The sequence below is a fragment of the Corynebacterium sp. Marseille-Q2823 genome (genome assembly GCF_903645345.1).
Classification (GTDB): domain Bacteria; phylum Actinomycetota; class Actinomycetes; order Mycobacteriales; family Mycobacteriaceae; genus Corynebacterium; species Corynebacterium hiratae.
The window spans coordinates 31,300-51,332 of the sequence record NZ_CAHJXS010000005.1 but is presented as its reverse complement, the minus strand read 5'-3'; the positions used below and the strand labels follow the sequence as shown (position 1 = coordinate 51,332).

At 63.3% G+C, this 20,033-nt stretch carries 18 protein-coding genes and 1 pseudogene; 16 read left to right on the top strand and 3 right to left on the bottom strand.

All coding sequences use genetic code 11. The annotated features are described in order from the left end of the window. Positions 1 to 14: 14 nt before the first annotated feature. Entirely contained in the window at positions 15 to 1,322 is a 1,308-nt protein-coding gene (locus HWX44_RS07250) for a class I SAM-dependent methyltransferase (protein WP_049156992.1), read from the bottom strand. A gap of 381 nt (positions 1,323 to 1,703) precedes the next feature. On the opposite strand from HWX44_RS07250, the gene secY reads away from it, so the two are divergent. The 12 genes from secY (at position 1,704) to eccB (ending at position 11,320) form a co-directional block, all read left to right on the top strand. Continuing rightward, positions 1,704 to 3,029: a preprotein translocase subunit SecY gene (gene secY / locus HWX44_RS07245; protein ID WP_046648460.1), complete on the top strand. Its 1,326-nt coding sequence runs from the start codon at positions 1,704 to 1,706 to the stop codon at positions 3,027 to 3,029. Then, positions 3,029 to 3,574: an adenylate kinase gene (locus HWX44_RS07240; protein WP_046648459.1), complete on the top strand. Its 546-nt coding sequence runs from the start codon at positions 3,029 to 3,031 to the stop codon at positions 3,572 to 3,574. Before secY ends, HWX44_RS07240 begins: the two co-directional genes overlap by 1 nt. 15 nt (positions 3,575 to 3,589) lie before the next feature. After that, positions 3,590 to 4,384 (top strand): type I methionyl aminopeptidase, encoded by a 795-nt coding sequence (gene map, locus HWX44_RS07235; RefSeq protein ID WP_175973978.1) that lies wholly within the window; start codon positions 3,590 to 3,592, stop codon positions 4,382 to 4,384. A 51-nt stretch (positions 4,385 to 4,435) separates the two neighbouring features. Further along, positions 4,436 to 5,227: a L,D-transpeptidase gene (locus HWX44_RS07230; protein WP_175973976.1), complete on the top strand. Its 792-nt coding sequence runs from the start codon at positions 4,436 to 4,438 to the stop codon at positions 5,225 to 5,227. A 226-nt stretch (positions 5,228 to 5,453) separates the two neighbouring features. Beyond that, complete coding sequence (gene infA, locus HWX44_RS07225) at positions 5,454 to 5,672, top strand: translation initiation factor IF-1 (RefSeq protein ID WP_003854422.1); 219 nt, start codon at positions 5,454 to 5,456, stop codon at positions 5,670 to 5,672. Positions 5,673 to 5,860: 188 nt separating this feature from the next. Beyond that, positions 5,861 to 6,229: a 30S ribosomal protein S13 gene (rpsM, locus tag HWX44_RS07220; RefSeq protein WP_039673764.1), complete on the top strand. Its 369-nt coding sequence runs from the start codon at positions 5,861 to 5,863 to the stop codon at positions 6,227 to 6,229. Between the two features lie 3 nt (positions 6,230 to 6,232). Continuing rightward, positions 6,233 to 6,637, top strand: coding sequence for a 30S ribosomal protein S11 (rpsK, locus tag HWX44_RS07215; RefSeq protein ID WP_010189540.1), 405 nt, complete (start codon positions 6,233 to 6,235; stop codon positions 6,635 to 6,637). Positions 6,638 to 6,658: 21 nt separating this feature from the next. After that, positions 6,659 to 7,264: a 30S ribosomal protein S4 gene (gene rpsD, locus HWX44_RS07210; RefSeq protein ID WP_010189536.1), complete on the top strand. Its 606-nt coding sequence runs from the start codon at positions 6,659 to 6,661 to the stop codon at positions 7,262 to 7,264. Between the two features lie 69 nt (positions 7,265 to 7,333). Next, positions 7,334 to 8,344, top strand: a complete 1,011-nt coding sequence (locus HWX44_RS07205) for a DNA-directed RNA polymerase subunit alpha (protein WP_010189530.1) — start codon at positions 7,334 to 7,336, stop codon at positions 8,342 to 8,344. A gap of 79 nt (positions 8,345 to 8,423) precedes the next feature. Then, positions 8,424 to 8,924 carry a 50S ribosomal protein L17 gene (rplQ, locus tag HWX44_RS07200; protein ID WP_049157001.1) on the top strand — a complete coding sequence of 167 codons (501 nt, stop codon included), beginning with the start codon at positions 8,424 to 8,426 and terminating at the stop codon, positions 8,922 to 8,924. Positions 8,925 to 9,146: 222 nt separating this feature from the next. Next, positions 9,147 to 10,007, top strand: coding sequence for a tRNA pseudouridine(38-40) synthase TruA (truA, locus tag HWX44_RS07195; RefSeq protein ID WP_175973974.1), 861 nt, complete (start codon positions 9,147 to 9,149; stop codon positions 10,005 to 10,007). 53 nt (positions 10,008 to 10,060) lie between these two features. Beyond that, positions 10,061 to 11,320, top strand: coding sequence for a type VII secretion protein EccB (gene eccB / locus HWX44_RS07190; RefSeq protein ID WP_175973972.1), 1,260 nt, complete (start codon positions 10,061 to 10,063; stop codon positions 11,318 to 11,320). Between the two features lie 184 nt (positions 11,321 to 11,504). Here eccB and HWX44_RS07185 read toward each other — a convergent pair. Further along, a pseudogene (locus HWX44_RS07185) lies at positions 11,505 to 12,473 on the bottom strand (S8 family serine peptidase); the annotation flags it as partial. Beyond that, positions 12,470 to 13,801, bottom strand: a complete 1,332-nt coding sequence (gene eccD, locus HWX44_RS07180) for a type VII secretion integral membrane protein EccD (protein WP_175973971.1) — start codon at positions 13,799 to 13,801, stop codon at positions 12,470 to 12,472. The pseudogene HWX44_RS07185 and the gene eccD, both read right to left, overlap by 4 nt. Before the next feature lie 129 nt (positions 13,802 to 13,930). Here eccD and eccCa point away from each other — a divergent pair, with 129 nt between their 5' ends. From eccCa to HWX44_RS07160, 4 genes are all read left to right on the top strand, one after another. Next, positions 13,931 to 17,653, top strand: a complete 3,723-nt coding sequence (gene eccCa / locus HWX44_RS07175) for a type VII secretion protein EccCa (protein WP_254868138.1) — start codon at positions 13,931 to 13,933, stop codon at positions 17,651 to 17,653. Continuing rightward, entirely contained in the window at positions 17,650 to 18,762 is a 1,113-nt protein-coding gene (locus tag HWX44_RS07170) for a type VII secretion-associated protein (protein WP_046648441.1), read from the top strand. The genes eccCa and HWX44_RS07170 overlap by 4 nt, the downstream gene beginning before the upstream one ends. A gap of 177 nt (positions 18,763 to 18,939) precedes the next feature. Continuing rightward, positions 18,940 to 19,257 (top strand): WXG100 family type VII secretion target, encoded by a 318-nt coding sequence (locus HWX44_RS07165; RefSeq protein WP_046648440.1) that lies wholly within the window; start codon positions 18,940 to 18,942, stop codon positions 19,255 to 19,257. A 71-nt stretch (positions 19,258 to 19,328) separates the two neighbouring features. Further along, the gene (locus HWX44_RS07160; RefSeq protein ID WP_046648439.1) at positions 19,329 to 19,616 is read left to right on the top strand and encodes a WXG100 family type VII secretion target; all 288 of its coding nucleotides are present in this window, start codon (positions 19,329 to 19,331) and stop codon (positions 19,614 to 19,616) included. Positions 19,617 to 20,033 lie beyond the last annotated feature (417 nt).

Sequence of the window (20,033 nt, the reverse complement as noted above, 5' to 3'; positions counted from 1 at the left end):
AACTCCTTCAAGATTTAGAAGCGCGAATCTTCCCACCAGCGGCGCTCGGGCACGCCGGCGCGGGAGCCAGCATCGCCCAGTTTGACGCCCAAGAAGTGGTACAGGTTGATGATGTTGTGCTCGAAGCCCCACTCGGAGCCGGCCATGTAGATGGCCCACAGGCGGGCAGTGGGAAGGCCCACTAGCGAGCAGGCCTCCTCCCAGTTCTCCTTGAGGTTTTCGCACCAATCATGCAGCGTGCGCATGTAGTCGAAGCGGAGGGATTCCGTGTGGACGACTTCGAAACCGGCATCCTGCATGCACTTGGTAATGGTGCCGGAGCCGGAGAGCTCGCCATCGGGGAAGATGTAGCGGTCGATGAACCCGCCCTTCGGCGTCTTGTGGTTATCCGGGTAGGTGATGCAGTGGTTGAGCATGAGACCGCCCGGCTTGAGCTTGCCGTGGAGGAAGCTGAAGAAGTCCGGGTAGTTCTTGACTCCGATGTGCTCGAGCAACCCGATGGCGGAGATGGCGTCGAAGCCTTCCTCGGTGACGTCGCGGTAATCCAGGAAGCGGATCTCCGCGAGATCTTCTAGGCCCTCCTCCTTGATCTTGGCCTGGCCCCACTCTGCCTGTTCCTTGGAGAGGGTGACTCCCAAGGACTTCACGCCGCGCTTGGCCGCGTAGCGCACCATGCCGCCCCAGCCGCAGCCGACGTCCAAGTGGCGGTCGCCTTCCTTGAGCCGCAGCTTGTCGAAGATGAGGCGGTACTTGTTTTCCTGGGCCTCGTCGAGCGTGGCGTCAGGGGAGGGGTAGTAGGCGCAGGTGTACGTCATCGAGTCGCCGAGGAAGAGCTCGTAGAAGTCGTTGCCCACGTCATAGTGATCGGAGATGACTTCTGCGTCGCGCTCCTTGGAGTGTTTGGACAGCCCCTCATGGAGCTTGCGGCGCAGCCACGAGGCACGCTCGACATCCGGGACCGGCTGGATTTGAAAAGCGCCCATCGAAGCCAAGGAACGCGCGACGCGGGCAAGGGTTTTCGCGTCCGGGCGGGAGAACTTGTCATACATTGCGTGCAAGGCGTCGAAGATGCCGTAGGGGTGTGCCGGGTGTTCCCCCTCGACGGTGATTCCGTCGGTGACGTAGGCGCGGGCGAAGCCTACATCGCCCGGGTGTGTGGCGATGTAGGCCAGACCCTGCAGGTTATTAATTTTGACGGTGAACTGCGCGTCGGCTGGGCCGGTTGCGGAACCGTCGAAAGCTTCCCAGCGGAAGGGGTTGGGGCTGGGAACGAAGGTATCGATGATCTCAGCCACGGTCATTGGGGAGAATCGCTTACTCATAAAACTACATACTACTTTCGGATTAAGGTTAGGCAGATAGAAGACGGCCATACTCTGTGGCGCCCCGGGGCGCCGCTTGAGAGGTCGAAAAGACGTAGAAATGTTGTAAGGACATTGCCTTAGGGCAACGCGGTCCATGGTAGGCCTCATGCGTCGATGGCGCTAAGGGGGAAACTAATCCGAGAAGGATAAGCCTGGTTTTCGCGGGGCCAATGTGGCGAAAGGGGGCGGGGCTGGTAGGGTAATGGGGTCAAAACTGTCCAAGCGTTCCTATGAAGGACCTTAAGAAGGTTCTTAACTTTTGGGAACAGATGAGATCCACCCCCGTGCGCGGCGAATTCGAACCGCACAGCAAGCGCGGTAGGCCAGGAGGATTGAGTAGTGTCCGCCATTTTGCAGGCTTTCAAAGATGCCGACCTGCGGAAGAAAATCATCTTCACGCTCGTGATGATTATTCTCTACCGCGTTGGCGCGCAGATCCCGTCGCCGGGCGTTGATTACGCCACCATCGCCGGTCGCCTTCGTGACCTTACGGAGGAGTCCGGAAACCTGTACTCGGTGATCAACCTGTTCTCCGGTGGTGCGCTGCTGCAGCTGTCGATCTTCGCCATCGGCATCATGCCGTACATTACGGCGTCCATTATCGTGCAGCTGCTCACCGTGGTTATTCCGCACTTCGAGCAGTTGAAGAAGGAGGGCCAGTCCGGTCAGGCGAAGATGACGCAGTACACGCGTTACCTCACCCTCGCGCTGGCCCTGCTGCAGTCCGCGGGCATCGTGGCCTTGGCGGACCGCGAGCAGCTCCTGGGCCAGGGCGTGCGCGTCTTGGCGGAGGACCGCAACTTCTTCACCCTCGTCGTGCTCGTTATCACCATGACTTCTGGTGCAATCCTGGTGATGTGGATGGGTGAGCTGATTACGGAGAAGGGAATCGGCAACGGCATGTCGCTGCTGATTTTCGCCGGTATTGCTACCCGCCTTCCTACCGACGGCGTCAACATCTTCCAGAACAATGGTGGTCTGGTCTTCGCCATGGTTCTCACGGGCCTCATCGTTCTCGTCGCGGGCATTACCTTCATCGAGCAGGGTCAGCGCCGTATCCCGGTGCAGTACGCAAAGCGCATGGTGGGCCGCCGCCAGTACGGTGGCTCTTCCACCTACCTGCCGCTCAAGGTCAACCAGGCCGGCGTTATCCCGGTCATCTTCGCCTCCTCGCTGATCTACATGCCGGTGCTCATCACCCAGATCGTCAACTCCGGCTCCCCGGGTGTCTCCGATAACTGGTGGCAGCGCAACGTCATTGCTCACCTGCAAGCACCGAGCTCCTGGCAGTACATCGTCCTCTACTTTGTGCTCACCATCTTCTTCTCCTACTTCTACGTATCGGTTCAGTACGACCCTGCGGAACAAGCCGACAACATGAAGAAGTATGGTGGATTCATCCCGGGTATCCGCCCGGGCCGACCGACCGCCGAGTACCTAGGCTTCGTGATGAACCGCCTGCTGTTCGTCGGTTCGATCTACCTGGCGCTCATCGCTGTTCTGCCGAATATCCTCTTGGACCTCGGCGTGGGCACTGCAGGTGCCAGCGGCACCTCCGCCTTCGGTGGTACCGCCATCCTCATTATGGTCTCGGTTGCCTTGACTACGGTCAAGCAAATCGAGTCCCAGCTTCTACAATCCAACTACGAAGGACTGCTTAAGTAATGCGTTACGTACTCCTTGGCCCTCCCGGTGCCGGCAAGGGCACCCAAGCCGCCCTCCTCAGCGAGAAGCTCGGCGTTCCGCACATCTCCACCGGTGACCTCTTCCGCGCCAACATTGGTGAGGGCACCCCGCTTGGTGTAGAAGCCAAGTCCTACATCGATGCCGGCAAGCTGGTGCCGACTGACGTCACCGCCCGCATGGTAGAGGACCGCCTTAACCAGGATGACGCCAAGGAAGGTTTCCTCCTTGACGGCTTCCCGCGCACCGTGGAGCAGGCCGACATCCTGGCGAAGCTCCTTGACGACAAGGGCCTCAAGCTGGATGGCGTGTTGAACTTTGAGGTGTCCGAGGACGTCGTCGTCGAGCGCATGCTCGCCCGCGGTCGTGCAGACGACACCGAGGAGACCATCCGCACCCGCCTGGGCGTGTACCGCGAGGAGACCTTCCCGCTTATTGAGCACTACGGCGATGCCATCATCTCCGTGAAGGCTGAGGGTTCCGTTGAGGAGATCAACGAGCGCACCCTGAAGGCCATGGGCAAGTAATCTGCCTTTTAAGCCATGGCTTTTCGACGACGCACTAAAACCATCCCCGCCCGCACCCCAGGCGAGCTCGATGCCATGCAGGCGGCCGGCGAGATCGTCGGCCGCGCCCTGCAGGCGGTACGCGCTGCCGCAGCGGTGGGCGTGAGCACTCTGGAACTCGATGAGGTGGCCGAGCAGACCATCCGCGATGCCGGTGCCGTGCCCACCTTCAAAGGTTACGGCGGGTTCCCGGGTTCCATCTGCGCTTCCGTCAACGACGTCATCGTCCACGGCATCCCCAGCAAGGAAATGCTGCTGGCTGAGGGGGACCTGGTTTCCATTGACTGCGGTGCCACTCTCGACGGCTGGGTGGGGGATAGTGCGTGGACGTTTGGCGTCGGCGAGCTCAGCCCTGAGGCGCAGGCGCTGAGCGACGCCACCGAATGGGTCCTCCACGAGGGCCTCAAGGCGATGGTTCCGGGCAACCGGCTGACCGACGTCTCCGCTGCCCTCGAGCAGGCGACTTACCGCGCCGAGGATAAGTTCGGCGTCGATCTCTTTATCGTCGATGGCTACGGCGGTCACGGCATCGGCCGGGAGATGCACGAGGAGCCCTACCTGGCCAACGAAGGCAAGGCAGGGCGCGGTCCCCTCATCCAGGAAAGTTCCGTGTTGGCCATCGAGCCGATGCTGACCCTGGGTACTGAGGACAGCGAGGTCTTAGAGGATGACTGGACCGTGGTAACCCTCGATGGATCGTGGTCGGCGCACTGGGAGCACACCGTCGCGGCGACGGAGAATGGTCCCCGAATCCTGACCCCGCGCTACTAAAACACGTCTTTCGGGTAGGAAATCATGGTCGGAAGGTTTATACTTCTTGCCATGTCTAAAATTCGCTCCCGCGCTGGTGCTCGCTCCCTACGCCGAGCCACCGCAATTGGCCTTCTGACCGCCACTCTCTCGGTCGCCCCGGCCGCACATGCACAGACGGTCCCCTCTATTGATTCCCTGTCCTCCAACGTCCAATCCCAGCTTGATGAGTTCGCTGGCCAGACCCGTGAGAACGCCTGGACTAGCCGCAACCAAATGCTGGAAGCGCTGCAGAATGTTAACCCGCAGGCAGCCGATGCTCTTCGCCCAGTAATCGATGGCGCTATTGAGCTCGTCTTCCCGGGCCTCATCGAGCAGAAGAACGCCGAGATTCGCGCTGCTCGTGAAGCTGAGGAGCGCGCCCACGCTGAGCAGATTGCTCGCGAGAAGGCCGCTGCTGAGGAAGCCGCGCGCAAGGCTGAGGCTGAGCGTCAGGCGCAGCGCTTCGATGTTGGCCCGTGCCCGGCAGATGCGCGTATCTGCGTGGACCGCGATGGCCGCCGTACCTGGCTGCAGGACGGCAACGGCAACGTCACCTACGTTGCGCAGGGCATGTCCACCGGTAAGCCGGGTGAGGAGACCCCGGCCGGTACCTTCTACATCAACCGCAAGATCAAGGATGAGATCTCCTGGGAGTTCGGCAACGCGCCGATGCCCTACGCCATGTACTTCACCAACAATGGCCACGCTTTCCACGAGGGTTCCCCGGCATACCAGTCCAACGGTTGCGTACGCCTGACCCACCAGGATGCAGTGCGCTACTGGAATGATGTGCCGATGGGCTCCAAGGTCTTCATCTACTAGAACGTGGCGGTGGCCAAGCCACCGATACAGGGCTTCTGCCTCCCGCGCTTGACGGCGACGGGAGGTTTCTGTATTTGGAAAACGGGTCTTTGCAGCGTATGCTTTAGTGCTGGTGTCTGTACGCAGCCGGATTGGCTGCTGAGGACACTAGGCAGTAGACACCAAACATGCAGGTGGAGGCGTCGCCAAGCGCGGCGTAAAGAACTCCATCAGAAAAGTAGAGGTTATGGCTAAGGAAGGCGCAATCGAGGTTGAGGGTCGCATTGTCGAACCCCTGCCCAACGCAATGTTCCGCGTCGAGCTCGACAACGGGCACAAGGTTCTTGCCCACATCTCGGGCAAGATGCGTCAGCACTACATCCGCATCCTCCCAGAGGATCGCGTTGTTGTGGAGCTGTCTCCTTATGACCTGACCCGCGGACGCATCGTCTACCGCTACAAGTAAAGACTGTAAGCCTCCTCACCCACGGGACGCGCCCTTGGTGCGTCCTTTTTTACCTCAGGCTGCGATGGCCTGAGCCCACGCTGCTAAGCATGCCCACAGTTTCCCCGGCACGGCCCGGGGCGAAGCGTATGCGTGGCGGGGGACGGATGAGGAGAAAACCATCGTAACAACCCGAAAGGACTAGCCATATGGCACGTCTAGCTGGTGTTGACCTCCCGCGCAACAAGCGCATGGAGGTTGCTCTCACCTACATCTATGGCATCGGGCCGTCCCGTGCCAAGGAACTGCTGGAAAAGACCGGCATTTCTCCCGACCTGCGCACCGACAACCTCGACGACGATCAGCTGTCGGCGCTGCGTGACGTCATTGAAGCTACCTGGAAGGTAGAGGGTGACCTCCGCCGCCAGGTTCAGGCTGACATCCGTCGCAAGATTGAAATCGGTTGCTACCAGGGCATCCGCCACCGTCGCGGCCTGCCCGTTCGTGGTCAGCGCACCAAGACCAACGCTCGTACGCGCAAGGGTCCGAAGAAGACGATCGCAGGAAAGAAGAAGTAAAACATGCCACCCAAGACTCGTTCCGGCGCGCGCCGTGGTGGTCGTCGCGTCGTAAAGAAGAACGTGGCCGCTGGCCACGCATACATCAAGTCCACCTTCAACAACACCATCGTGTCCATCACGGACCCGCACGGTGCTGTCATCTCTTGGGCATCCTCCGGCCACGTCGGCTTCAAGGGTTCCCGTAAGTCCACCCCGTTCGCAGCGCAGATGGCTGCTGAGAACGCGGCCCGCAAGGCCATGGACCACGGTATGAAGAAGGTTGACGTTTTCGTCAAGGGGCCGGGCTCCGGCCGCGAGACCGCCATCCGTTCCCTGCAGGCTGCAGGCCTCGAGGTTTCCTCGATCACGGATGCCACCCCACAGCCGCACAACGGCTGCCGTCCGACCAAGCGTCGCAAGGTTTAAGGGAAAGGAAGAGGTAAGAAAATGGCTCGTTATACTGGCCCCGCTACCCGCGTATCCCGCCGTCTGCGCGTCGACCTGGTCGGCGGCGACATGGCATTTGAGCGTCGCCCGTACCCTCCGGGACAGGCTGGCCGCAACCGCATCAAGGAATCTGAGTACCTGCTGCAGCTCCAGGAGAAGCAGAAGGCCAAGTACACCTACGGTGTGCTGGAGCGTCAGTTCCGCCGCTACTACGCCGAGGCTAACCGTCTCCCGGGCAAGACCGGTGACAACCTCGTCGTTCTGCTCGAGTCCCGTCTCGACAACGTGATCTACCGCGCAGGTCTGGCCAACACCCGCCGCCAGGCTCGCCAGCTTGTCTCCCACGGTCACTTCACCGTGAACGGCAAGAAGATCAACGTTCCGTCCTTCCGCGTTACGCAGTATGACATCATCGATGTTCGTGAGCGTTCCCAGAAGATGGAATGGTTCGAAGAGGCTCAGGACCGCCTGGTTGACGCCAACGTTCCGGCATGGCTGCAGGTCGTTCCGGACACCCTGCGCATCCTCGTGCACCAGCTGCCCGAGCGCGCTCAGATCGACGTTCCGCTGCAGGAGCAGCTCATCGTCGAGCTTTACTCGAAGTAATCCTTCGACACTTTCATCTTTACCCCTTCTACCGGCGTCAAATAGCGGGCGCCGACAAGGAGAAACTCCATGCTTATTTCCCAGCGTCCTCAGCTCACCGAGGAATTCATCGACTCGTCTCGCTCTAAGTTCGTCATCGAGCCGCTCGAGCCGGGCTTCGGTTACACCCTCGGTAACTCGCTTCGTCGCACGCTGCTTTCGTCCATCCCGGGCGCGGCAGTAACCTCCATCAAGATTGACGGTGTGCTCCACGAGTTCACCACCATTAATGGTGTGAAGGAAGACGTTTCCGAAATCATCCTTAACGTCAAGGGTCTGGTTCTGTCTTCCGACTCCGACGAGCCGGTGGTCATGTACCTGAGCAAGGAAGGCCCGGGTGAGGTCACTGCAGGCGATATCCAGCCGCCGGCTGGCGTGGAGATCCACAACTCGGATCTGCACATCGCATCGCTGAATGAGTCCGCCAAGCTGGAGATGGAACTCGTCGTCGAGCGCGGCCGTGGCTACGTCCCGGCTGCCGCCACCTCGGGAGAAATCGGCCGCATTCCGGTCGACCAGATTTACTCCCCGGTGCTGAAGGTCTCTTACAAGGTCGAAGCTACTCGTGTTGAGCAGCGCACAGACTTTGACAAGCTGATCATCGACGTCGAGACTAAGAACTCGATTTCCGCACGCGACGCCCTGGCTTCCGCCGGCGGCACCCTGGTCGAGCTCTTCGGCCTGGCTCGCGAGCTGAACACCGCTGCTGAGGGCATCGAGATTGGCCCGTCCCCGCAGGAGACGGAGTACATCGCCGCCTACAGCATGCCGATCGAGGATCTGAACTTCTCCGTCCGCTCCTACAACTGCCTGAAGCGCCAGGAGATCCACACCGTCGGTGAGCTCGCTGAGTGCACCGAGTCGGACCTGCTGGATATCCGCAACTTCGGTCAGAAGTCGATCAACGAGGTAAAGATCAAGCTGGCTAACTTGGGCTTGGCCCTCAAGGACACCCCTGAGGACTTCGACCCGACCCAGCTCGAAGGCTACGACGCAGAGACCGGCGACTTCAAGGACCCGGCTTCCGACGATTCCGAGTAAAGAATTCCACTGAATCGTGACGGCGCGGCTTTTTGCGCCCCGTCGCGCGCTCAATTAATCCGCACACGAGGAGTACATAATGCCTACCCCCAAGAAGGGTCCGCGTCTCGGCGGCTCCGCCAGCCAGCAGAAGCACCTGCTGAGCAACATGGCAGCGAGCCTGTTCGAGCACGGCGCAATCAAGACCACCGACGCTAAGGCGAAGCTGCTTCGTCCTTACGCCGAGAAGATCATCACCAAGGCGAAGGCCGGCACCGTTGCTGACCGTCGCGCAGTTCTCAAGCTCATCCCGCACAAGGATGTTGTTGCCTACCTCTTCGACGAGCTGGCACCGAAGTTTGAGAACCGTGAGGGTGGCTACACCCGCATCATCAAGCTGGACAACCGCTCCGGCGACAACGCCCCGATGTCCCAGATCTCCCTCGTTCTCGAGGAGACCGTGACCTCCGAGGCAAACCGCGCTACTCGCGCTGCTGCTTCCAAGCAGGCTGAGGAAGCTAAGGCTGAAGAGGCTGAGGCTGAGGCTGAGTCCGCTGAGGCTACCGAGGCTGAGGCTGAGGAGACCACCGAGGAGAAGTAGTTCTTCTTAGGTCTTAAAGGGCCCGCGTTCACCACTGTAGTGGGGCGCGGGCCTTTGTCGTTTTCTACGGGCCACGGCGCAGAGCGGGGAGCCGTGCCCTGGATGAAGTACCGTTTTAACAAATAGTGGCCTGAAAACTGCGATTTTTGGACCCCTATTTGTTAAAACCGACCACGGACGCAGTCCCCACAGCACATCGAGCGCACGGTATCATCAACCCCCATGAGTGAAAGCGTTCGCCTGCGACTGGACTTGGCCTATGACGGCACCGACTTCCACGGGTGGGCCCGTCAAAAGGACGACCTTCGCACGGTGCAGCAGAGCATCGAGGAGAAGCTGGCCATGGTCTTGCGCCACCCGGTGGAGCTCACGGTGGCTGGGCGCACCGACGCGGGCGTGCATGCCAGCGGCCAGGTCGCGCACTTCGACACCACCCGCGCCGCACTAAGCCAGCGCAGCATCGATGGCGATCCCGCCAAACTGGTCCGGCGCTTGGCCAAGCTGCTGCCCGTTGACGTCCGCGTGCATGCCTGCACAGAAGTGTCGCATGATTTCGATGCGCGTTTTCCCGCCCTGCGCCGCCATTACGTCTACCGCATCACCACCCACCCGCGCGGAGCGCTGCCGACCCGAGCTCGGGACACTGCCACGTGGCTCAAGCCGGTGGACCTGGATCTGATGCAGGCCGCCGCCGATCAGCTGGTGGGTCTCAACGATTTCGTGGCCTTCTGCAAGGCCAAGCCGCACGCCACGACCATCCGCGAGTTGCTCGCCTTCGAGTGGAAGGACGTCTCAACGCCCGCACAACCGCAGCTTTATGAGGCACACGTTAGCGCCGATGCCTTCTGTTGGTCCATGGTGCGCTGCCTCGTGGGATGCTGTCTGCGGGTAGGCGAAGGTTCCCGCGACGTGGAGTTCGCGGCCCAGATGCTTCAGGAAACCAGCAGATCCTCCCAGATTCCCCTCGCCCCGGCCGCGGGGCTGAGCCTGGTTGGCGTGGACTATCCCGACGCAGACCAATTGGCTGCGCGCGCGAAGATGACCCGCAGCCGTCGCGCTGCGGAAAACACGGAGTTGGGTTAATCTAGACCCCACTGCACCAGGGAGGGTGGTGCACTGATTCGGGGAGGACTCTCATGGCACGCGCGTTGCCTACTACCAAGGCCCAGGTATCGGGCCACAAGTTCTTGTTGCGCCGGCTCGAGCATGGCCTCGTTTTCGGCGATATCAGGATGATCCATGATCCGCTGAAACGGCGCCGGCGCGCTCTGCTCGGTGGAGTAGCCGCAGTCGCATTCCTTAGCCTCGGTTCGGGGCTCATTGCGTGGATGCAACCGGATCCGCAACCCGGGGATGCGCCCGTGGTCCGCTCTGCGGAGGGACAGCTTTTAGCTCTGGTCAATGGCACCTACCACCCGGTGGCTAACCTGGCGTCGGCCCGGCTCATTGCCAACGAAGCGGTGGAGCCACATGCGGCCGGGGATAGCTTTCTAGACCAGATAAGCTTAGGCACCCCGCTGGGGATTGCGGATGCCCCGAACCTCCTTGCCGCTGCGACAGGGGAGGAGCCAAGCTGGTCAGCCTGCTTGGAGGAATCCACCGAAGGGGAGAACTGGCAGTCCAGCAGTCGCGTCGGCACCGTGACCGTGGTGGCGCACCATGCCGTTCCAGGATTCGACGAAGAGCACGCCGCCGTGGCGGAATCCGAGGGCACGCAGTGGTTGCTCACAGGCCAGGGGCGCGTCGTGTTGCCTGAGGCCACGAGCACGCAAGGCAGGGTGCTGCGCCGCGCGTTGGGGATGACCGCGGAGACGGCGGTGTGGAGCATGCCCACAGAATTGCTCAACGCCTTTGCCGAGCTAGAACCGCTGAGTTTCCCGGCCGCCCCACCGGAGATTCTGGATACCGGCGAGCAGCTCTGGGCGCGGACGGAGCAGGGCGTTTTCGCCATCACTCCCACCCAAGCGGAGATGCTCGTCGGTGTGGGCGTACAACGCCTGCCAGCCCAGGCGCAGGAGGTAGCCGCGCTGGGCGACGTCCCACCGACCTTCAACCTCCCGACTAACCGCGTGGATTTCCTGTCCCCTGAGCAGGGCTGGTTGTGCGCGACGGACCGGCATGGCGCCGGCACGACGCGCCCGGTATCGGCCACCGTAGACCTACCGGGTGATTCGGCCGCGCAGCGCTTCGCCGGTCTGCAGGCGGGCGTGGGCGTAGACAGCGGGCATGGTTATCACGTGGTCTCTGCCACCGGCAGGCGCCACGAGCTGGCTAGCGCCGGGGAGCTAAACGCGCTGGGCCTGGGGGAACCGGAGCGGGTGCCGTGGGAGATTCTGCGTCTGCTGCCGGAAGGTTCTGCCTTGAGCCGCGCGGAGGCCTTAAAGAATGAGCACTGATAACAGCCACGAGGACGAGGAACCCCAGGGCCCCGAGGAGTAGGCGCACCATAGGCCAGCCTTGGGCGGCCGGTGCTGTCAGCGGTGTCACCGCAAAGGAACGCTCCTCGCGGGTTTCGGCCGCAGGACGAAAGGTCACCGCGGTGAGGGGATCAACCACCCCGTGGCCGGGCTCGGCGGAATCGATGACGCGTTGGCGCAGCTGCGCCGGGGACTCGTCGGGGTAGCGCTGCACCAACAGAGCGAGCGTTCCGCTGACCAGCGGCGCGGCGAAAGACGTGCCTTGAAAGAGGGTATCCCCCTTGGCACTGGCCCAGCCGCCGCCGGGTTCCAAGGCGAGTGGTACGTTGCCCTCTGCGCTGAGAGGTGCAGCGATGGAGTAATCCGCAAGGTCGTACGGGGTGGCTAGGGCGCCAACCGCGAGGACAGTATCCGCCACGGCGGGGAAGACCACATCACCTTGTTCACAGCCACCGGATGTCGCGTTTCCCGACGCCGCCACCACCACGGCCCCAGCGTCCTCCGCGCGCTGCAGCGCTGCGTCCAAGCCCGATCGATCCACCCGTGAGGCGGCATCCGGCGGGACGCAGGACACGACGGAGACGTTGATGACCTGGGCTCCCGCGTTCACGGCATCCTCGATGGCGGCAGCTAGGCTGGCCAGCGTTCCGGAACCGTGGTCTGCCTCCGCTGAACCATCGGGCCCTGCCGAGTTATCCGGCGCCGGTTGCCTGAAATGCGAACTGGTTTGCCGGATGGCGTAGATTTCCGCATCCGGGGCCACGCCGAGCTCTCTTCCTGCGATGACCCCGGCCACCACCGTGCCGTGCAGGTCACAGTCCCGTAGCGGGTCGGGCTCGTCTGGGGTTACGAAGTCCGCTCCCGGTGTCACGCGCAGCTGGGGGTGCGCGGCCACTCCGGTGTCGATGACCGCGACCTTCACTCCGGCACCCGTGGCAAAAGAGTGCAGCCGCGCGCGATAGTCCGAGTATTGCGCGGAAGGCTGTGGCCCTGCCGCGGCGAGGGTAGCCTCCGCGCACGCGGTGTCTGGCTCGCGGGCAGCAGCTACCGGCCCGGACAACACGCAGGACCCCCACGCCAGACCAGCGCCAAGAGCAGCGCTGGCAGCACCAATTCGGATCCCCAAGTTCATGAGCCCAGCCCCCTAATGAACTCGAAAAGCCCAGCCAGGTGTGCGGCGAGCGGCAAACACGCAGCCAGTGCGAGGGCTTCGGCGCGCTCGAACCACACGATGGTGGTCGGCTCAATCTGCCGTAGTTTGCCTGCCCACACCGGTACTGACAGCATGGCCGCAACGATGAGCCCCGCGACGACGCTGAGCACCCATGTTTCCGTGGTTGGCGCAGTAAGCAGCTGCCACTCGCGCAGTGGCACAGCCACCGAGGCACTAGCCGCGGCGAGGCCATAGATACCCAGTGCCCACGCAGCAATGGGCCGGGCATGGCGTGCTGCATGCACGATGACCCCGCCAGCGATACTTACACACAGCGCTTGGGAGGCCCCCTGGGTTGCCGCCGCGTTGGCGTTTAATGCGATGAGGAGCAGGGCAGGGATGCCCGCCACCGCGCAGCCCACCGCGATGCCCTCGTAGGCCTGCCCGGCGCGCCGGGCAGCGAGCGCGTTATCGGTGGGTACCTCGTCCGAGATGCTTAAGTCTTGCCCGGCGGTGGGAAGCTGCGGCACGCGCAGACCCGCCAGCCGCGTGGTCAGCAGGGGAGCGCCCGCCAACAGGCCCACGGTGGCTGCGAGGAGCGGAGCGGGGCCGAGGAGACCGACGAGCACGAGCAGGCACCACGTCGCGGCAGTAGCCCGGTCCCGCAGCCCGCCGATGCGTACCAGGTGGGAGAGCACCGCTGTCGCACCGACGGCGGTCGCGGCCCCCACGACGGGTGCCGCCGACACCGCGGTACCTGTAGGTCCAGCGACAAATGCTGCGCCAGCGGCTAACCCGCCCGCCAGCCCTGCGGCGACGTGCGCGGTGGCGAGCAGAGATCCTCGCCGCGTCCATACCGCAAGAACGAGGGCGAGGAGTGCAGTGGCGGCGCAGCCGACCGTGGGGGACAGTGTTGCGGCAAGGAGCCCACCGCCGGCGATAAGGCCCGCCACACCCCACAGCCCAGCCAGGCCAGAAAGCTGCGTGGCGGAGACATCGGCGGCTAATGCTTCCGCGGCGTCGCGCACGATGGGTGCCGGCGCCGGTGCATCAGGGCTGAGCACCAGCACGGAGCCTTCTTCCACGCTGGTGCGATCCAGCGGCGTGGTCATCGATATGGTCTTGCCCGCCGCGGTAGTGGCGCGCCACAGGATGGGGGCCGGGGGAACGTCGACAAGCACGAGCAGCTCCCCCAGCACCTCCCCGAGACTGGAAGAAAGCGGCAGTGAGATATCCGCTTCTTTGCGGGTCTGGCCTGCGTGGATACGGACGGTGACGCGGACAGAATGCGCGAGTGCGCGAGTCATGGAAAATACCTCCCCCGAGAAAAATTTCTGGGCAACCCCTTGCCCATTGCCTCACATTGTGGCTTACTGGTGGCACGCTGTCCACCGCTTAAGGAGGCGGTGGAGTACTTCGGGGGGAAGGACTTTGACATGCGCGTACCTACACGCGTCGTAGACACCGGGCTGTCGTCATATCGGGAACCAGCGCCACCACTGCCGCAAGGCAGCATTGATGCCGAGGCCGTGCCGGAGGCGGCCCGTGCCCAGCCCGTTCCGTTGGTTCGCCTGCTTATGCCGCTGGTCATGATCGCGGCCATGGTGGGCATGGTGGCGCTCATGGTTCTCGGCGCGGGTGATGCGCGCCGGATGAGCCCCATGAGCCTCATGTTCCCGCTCATGATGCTGGCCAGCATGGCGATGATGTTCAACCCGCAGGGAGGCGGGCAGGATCCGGACGAAACTCGCCGGACGTACCTGCGTCACCTCAAGGCGCTGCGCGAGGAGGCGCTGGAGCGCGGGGCGGCGCAACGCGCGCATGAGGAACACCGCAATCCGGCGCCTGGGCAGCTCGGCGCGTTGATTCCGACGTCGCGCCTCTGGGAGCGGGATGCGGATGCCCCGGATGCGCTGGAGGTGCGGGTGGGCACCGGGCCGATGGCACTGTGCACGCCGATCAATGTTCCAGATTCGGGTGCCGCGGAAGACCTCGACCCAGTGTGTGCGGTGAGCCTGCGCCAGACCGTGCGCGCGGTGGGAACGCTGGCGGATATGCCGGTGGTCATCCAGCTCCAAGCCTTCCCTATCGTGGGGCTGGCCGGTGCGGATGCGCACGGTATGGCCCGCGCGCTGCTGTTGCACCTGGCGGTACTGCATGGCCCGGAAACCGTGGGCATTGAGTACCACGGGGAGAGCTGGGAGTGGCTGAAGTGGCTGCCGCACTCGAGGGATCCGGAGAGCGCTCAGTTTCGTATCCGCGTCGTGGAGGAGGATCACCGGCATCGCGGTGTACTGGACAAAGAGGGAGCGCCGGGGGACGCCCCGACGACCATCATCGCCGTGGGGGTCACACCTCATTCGCCGCTGGGCCGCCGTGCGGAGGACGAAGGTATTTACCTGCGGGCGGAAGGCGCGCTGTCCGTGGTTACCGCCGCGGGGGAGGAGGAGCTGGGCAGCTGCGCGCTTGTCGACGTTCCCGCGGCCCTCCTCCACGCCCGCACGCTTGCGCCCTATCATCGCCCCTTCGGCGGCGATGCTCCGGCAACGCCACGGCACGGTCGCGATGCAGACCTCCCTGTGCTGCTGGGCTACCGGGACGTGGATGCGCTGCAGGCCTCCGGCATGTGGCATGGCCGCAGCCCGGCCGAACGCCTGCGCGTGCCTATCGGTGTGGACGAGTCCGGGCAAGCGGTGGTGCTCGACCTGAAGGAGTCGGCGCAGGGCGGCATGGGCCCGCATGGGCTGTGCATCGGTGCCACGGGCAGCGGAAAATCGGAGCTGCTCAGGACGCTCGTCGTGGCCCTAGCCGCCACGCATAGCCCGGAGGAGCTCAACCTCGTGCTTGTGGACTTCAAAGGTGGCGCGACCTTTCTCGGCTGCGAGGAGCTGCCGCACACCTCCGCCGTGATTACCAACCTGGAGGAGGAATCTACCCTGGTGGAGCGCATGTACGATGCCATCTCCGGGGAGATGAACCGCCGCCAGGAGCTGCTGCGCAAGGCCGGCAACTTTGCCAATGTGGGCGAGTTCAATGCTTCCGCTGCCGCGGTGGCGGAGCACGGGCCGCTGCCGGCGCTGGTCATCGTGGTGGACGAGTTCTCGGAACTGTTGGGCCAGCACCCGGACTTCGCGGAGCTCTTCGTCGCAGTAGGAAGGCTCGGCCGCTCACTGCACGTGCACCTGCTGCTGGCATCCCAGCGCCTGGAAGAAGGGCGCCTACGGGGATTGGATTCGCACCTGTCCTACCGCATTGGCCTGAAGACATTCTCCGCCGGGGAGTCCCGCCAGGTCCTCGGTGTGCCCGACGCCTACCACCTCCCCGCCCAGCCGGGATCCGGCTACCTCAAGACGGATGCCGATGCCCCCACACGTTTCCAGGCCTCCTATGTGTCCGGCCCGGTGACGCGCCGGGTAGCGCTAGAAGATGATGCTTCCGCACAGCACACGGCGCGCCTAGAGCTTTTCACCGGGCACCGCGTGGTGGAGGAGGACCTAGACTTCGCAGTACTCGTGGACTCCTCGAGCACCCTCCTTGACACCGTGGTGGGGGCTGCCCGGGACGAAGCCGCCGGGCGCGGTCAATCAGCGCGGCGAATCTGGCTGCCGCCCTTGCCCGCCGTGGTGGAGCTGTCCAGTGTCGCCGCTGCGCAGGTAGAATCGCCCGGCGCGGGCGGCGGGCTGTGCGCCGAGGTGGGGCTTATCGACCGCCCCTACCACCAGCGCCAAGACCTACTCACCGTGGACTTCACGACGGGTGGCGGGCACCTGGCCCTGTGCGGTGGGCCGCAGTCGGGCAAGTCAATGGCGCTGCGCAGTATCGCCTCCGGAATGGCACTGCGGCACTCGCCGGACCAGGTGCGCTTTTATGTCATCGACTTGGGTGGCGGACAACTGCAGGTTCTGGAGCGGCTGCCCCACGTGGCCGGGGTGGCCGGCCGCGAGGAACCGGAGAAGGTACGGCGCATCGTCGACGAAGTCGCTGGCCTCGTGCGTCGCCCGGAATCCCGCCACACCTTCCTGATTGTGGATGGCTGGCACCACATTGGCACCTCTGGGGCGGATTTTGAAGATCTCGCCGAGCCGATTACCCAGCTGGTCGCAGATGGTGCGTCTTCCCACGTTCACGTCCTGATCGCGGCGGCGCGGTGGACCAGCCTGCGGCCGTCAATCCGGGACCTTATCGCGGCGCGCCTCGAGCTGCGTCTGGGTGAAGCCATGGATTCCCTCATTGACCGCAAAGCACAACAAAAACTCCCGGCAGCGCCCGGTCGGGGCATCACGCTGGCGGGGGAGAACCTGCTCTTCGCTGCGACGTCCCCGCAGGATATCGCTCATATCTGCGGAGTGCATGCGGCCGCCCAGCCGGTCCCGCCGTTGAAGATGCTGCCCGCCCTGCTCACCGAGCTTCCACAACCGGCCGGCAGCCCACCGGCCGGGGTGGCTTGGGGAATTGGCGGGCCGGACCTGGACCTTCTGACGTGGGATCCGACCACGCAGCCCCACCTCGTGTGCATTGGTTCTCAAGGTTCCGGTAAGTCGCAGTTCCTCAGCGTGATTCTCGCCGGTATCAGCCAACTGAACCGGGAGGAAGCCCGCCTCGTGGTTATCGATGAGCGCCGGGCACATTTGGGGACGCTGGATGAGGAGATGGTGGCGGTCTACGGGGCGTCGGCAAGCGCAGCCACCCAGGCCATCCTCGATACCGTCCGCACCTTAGAGCAGCGCCTCCCCGGCCCCGAGGTCACTCCCGCGCAGTTGGCCGCGCGGAGCTGGTGGGAGGGGCCGGATATTTACCTTGTCATCGATGATCTCGACTTGGTCAGTGACATTGCCCTGGCACCACTTGTGGAGATTCTCCCGCACGCCCGCGATGTGGGCCTGCACCTAGTGCTCGCGCGCAAATCAGGAGGAATCGGGCGCGCGCTGTTTGGGCAGTTCCTCTCGGCAGTGCGCGACCTGCAGCCAGCACTGCTGCTTCTCGACGCCGACCGCGACGAAGGCGCCATCTTCGGCATCAAACCAGTAGCGCTGCCGCCCGGCCGCGGCCAATGGGTCGTGCGTGGGGCACCCCAAGGCCTGGCACAGGTGTATGTGCCGGACACCGACACACCAGAAGAACCACCACACACCACATCCAGCAAGGGAGATAACCAATGACCGCGACTCATGCACTGCGCACACCGTCGACTACGCCAGAGACCACACTCGTTATCACGGTGCTCGACGCCGCCACGATCTATGAGGGGCCGGAGACGATCTACCGCTACGACTTACCCGGCACTGGTATCGCCGAAGGCTGGGCGCTCGACGCCGTTCTTGACCAGGCAGAAAAGGTCTGTGGGGCGGAGTGGCCGGAGGTAAGCGCCGAGGTGGTAGCGGATCCATCCGGTACGGACATCACTGACGAGGCAGTGAGCATCCTGCGCCGCCAACTGACCGGCGCGGGCGCGACGGTAGTGGAAACAGAACCATCGCCGCCCGTGGTGGAACAAACACCGACTCTTACAAGGGCGGTTGTGGACGGGCACGACGAGGGCCATGCAGATACCGTGACAGCTGAGCGGCCGCGAGCCACGCGCGCGCGACGCTCCCATCGCGCGACACCACACCGCCTTTCTGCGCTCGTGGGAGGCATCGACCCCTTCTATATCGCCATTGCGGTCATGGTGCTCGTCGTGGCCGGGGTGTCCTGGTGGGCCGTGGGACGCAAAGACGCAGCCTTAGCAGCCGCGACACCACACCAGACGGCGGTAAGTACTTCCAGTGCTGCCCATTCGCCGGGTACGGCCCCGACCCAGAGCTCGGACGCGCCGACTGAGGAGGGCGGGACGCAAGGCTCGCCCGGGGATACCGGCAGTGCGCAGCTGCGTCCGGGCCAACAAGCCATCGACGTGGAAGGGATGTCCTTGGTCTTGCCACAGGGTTTTCGTACCAGCGTGGAAGATGGGCTCGTTACCGCGGCCGGTGAGGATCCCAACCTGCGGATCCTTGTCGCTGCAGATCCGCTTTTCAACGTGCCCGTTGACGTCCTTTTTGCGGAGATCAAGGAGCAGATCGAATCCGATCCCGCCCTCCGTGATCCGGTAGAGGAGTCCGGGCGGCTGACCTATACCGAGGACCCCGGCGATGGCTCGCGGGTGACCTGGATGATGTGGGAGGACAAAGGCCACCAGATGTCCGTGGGCTGCCACACCAAGTTCGAGCCCAACGTGGTGCAGAAGGCAGCGTGCCGAATGGCGGCGGAATCGCTGGTTAAGAAGGACTAAGCAGCGGCAAGCCAGAAAAATTAAAAACTTTGAAACCGGTGGGAACCGATGCGCCACTAACTCAGTCCAATAAGGGTGAGAAGGACACAGGGTGCTTCTCGGGGGGAAAGAAACACACATCAGGCCCCGTAGTAAAAGGGCATGCCCCAGGTAGGGAACAAAGAAAGGGAGAGAACAATGACTCAAACGTTCCGCACAGAAGCCGACGTAATGGTGGCCACCGCCGGCCGCGTCGACTCCACCAATGACGAGGTACAGGGTGAGCTCACCCGTCTGCAGGGAGTTGTGGACTCCGTCCGCGCCAGCTGGGCAGGCCGCGCGCAGGTTTCCTTTGACAACCTGATGCAGCGCTACAACTCCTCCGCACAGCAGCTGCGTGAGGCACTGACCGCCATCAGCGACAACATCAGGGACAATGCCCGAAACTTTGATTCGGTTGAGGCAGATAACGCCCAGTCCTTCGACAACGTCGGCGGCGCGGGCCTGGCCCTTTAAACAGAGCCGCAGCCTCCTATAGCCGTACGCACTGAACCACACACGAGCACACAGAAGATAAGGAACACGCAATGTCTGGAATTAAGTATCAGTTTGGCGCCATCGCTGGTGCCGCCGCCGACATCAACTCCACCTCCGGCCGCATCAACGGGCTCCTCGGTGACCTTAAGGCCACCCTGCAGCCGATGGTATCGACATGGGAGGGAGAAAGCGCCGCCGCATATAACGCGGCGCAGGCCAAGTGGGATAAAGCTGCCGCCGAGCTCAACACGGTGCTAGCGACCATCTCCACCACGGTGTCCCAGGGCAATGACAATATGAGTGACGTCAACCGCCGCGCCGCCGCTAGCTGGGGCTAAACCGTCTCGACTGCGGGTCTTTCGCTAGGAGTATGGGCGCAGTCTTCCATCACCATTCACAACCATGAGCGGTGGGTGGCGTGGAGGAAGGCGTGAAGGGCGAGGAGAGGGGGTGCAGTCAATGGAAGGGCTGGACGCACCACCTCACAGTCAGCACTTTCTGCCCACCTAGTGAAAGGCGCCGGTATCGCTTCTCATCAACGTTTCTGTCTCTACCCCCACCCCGAAGTATCTGGGGATGGAGGCGTTGGTGAGGGGCGATATCGGCGTTTTGGGTTTTCAAACAGCCTCATACTAAAGTGAAACACCTATGTGTCCGCACCCGCGTCTACGTGGGTGCGCGCGTGCTGCAGGTCTCCACCGGCCGCTGTATGTACCGCGTAGGGGCTTACATAGCGTTGGCCGGCAGTTCCGAGA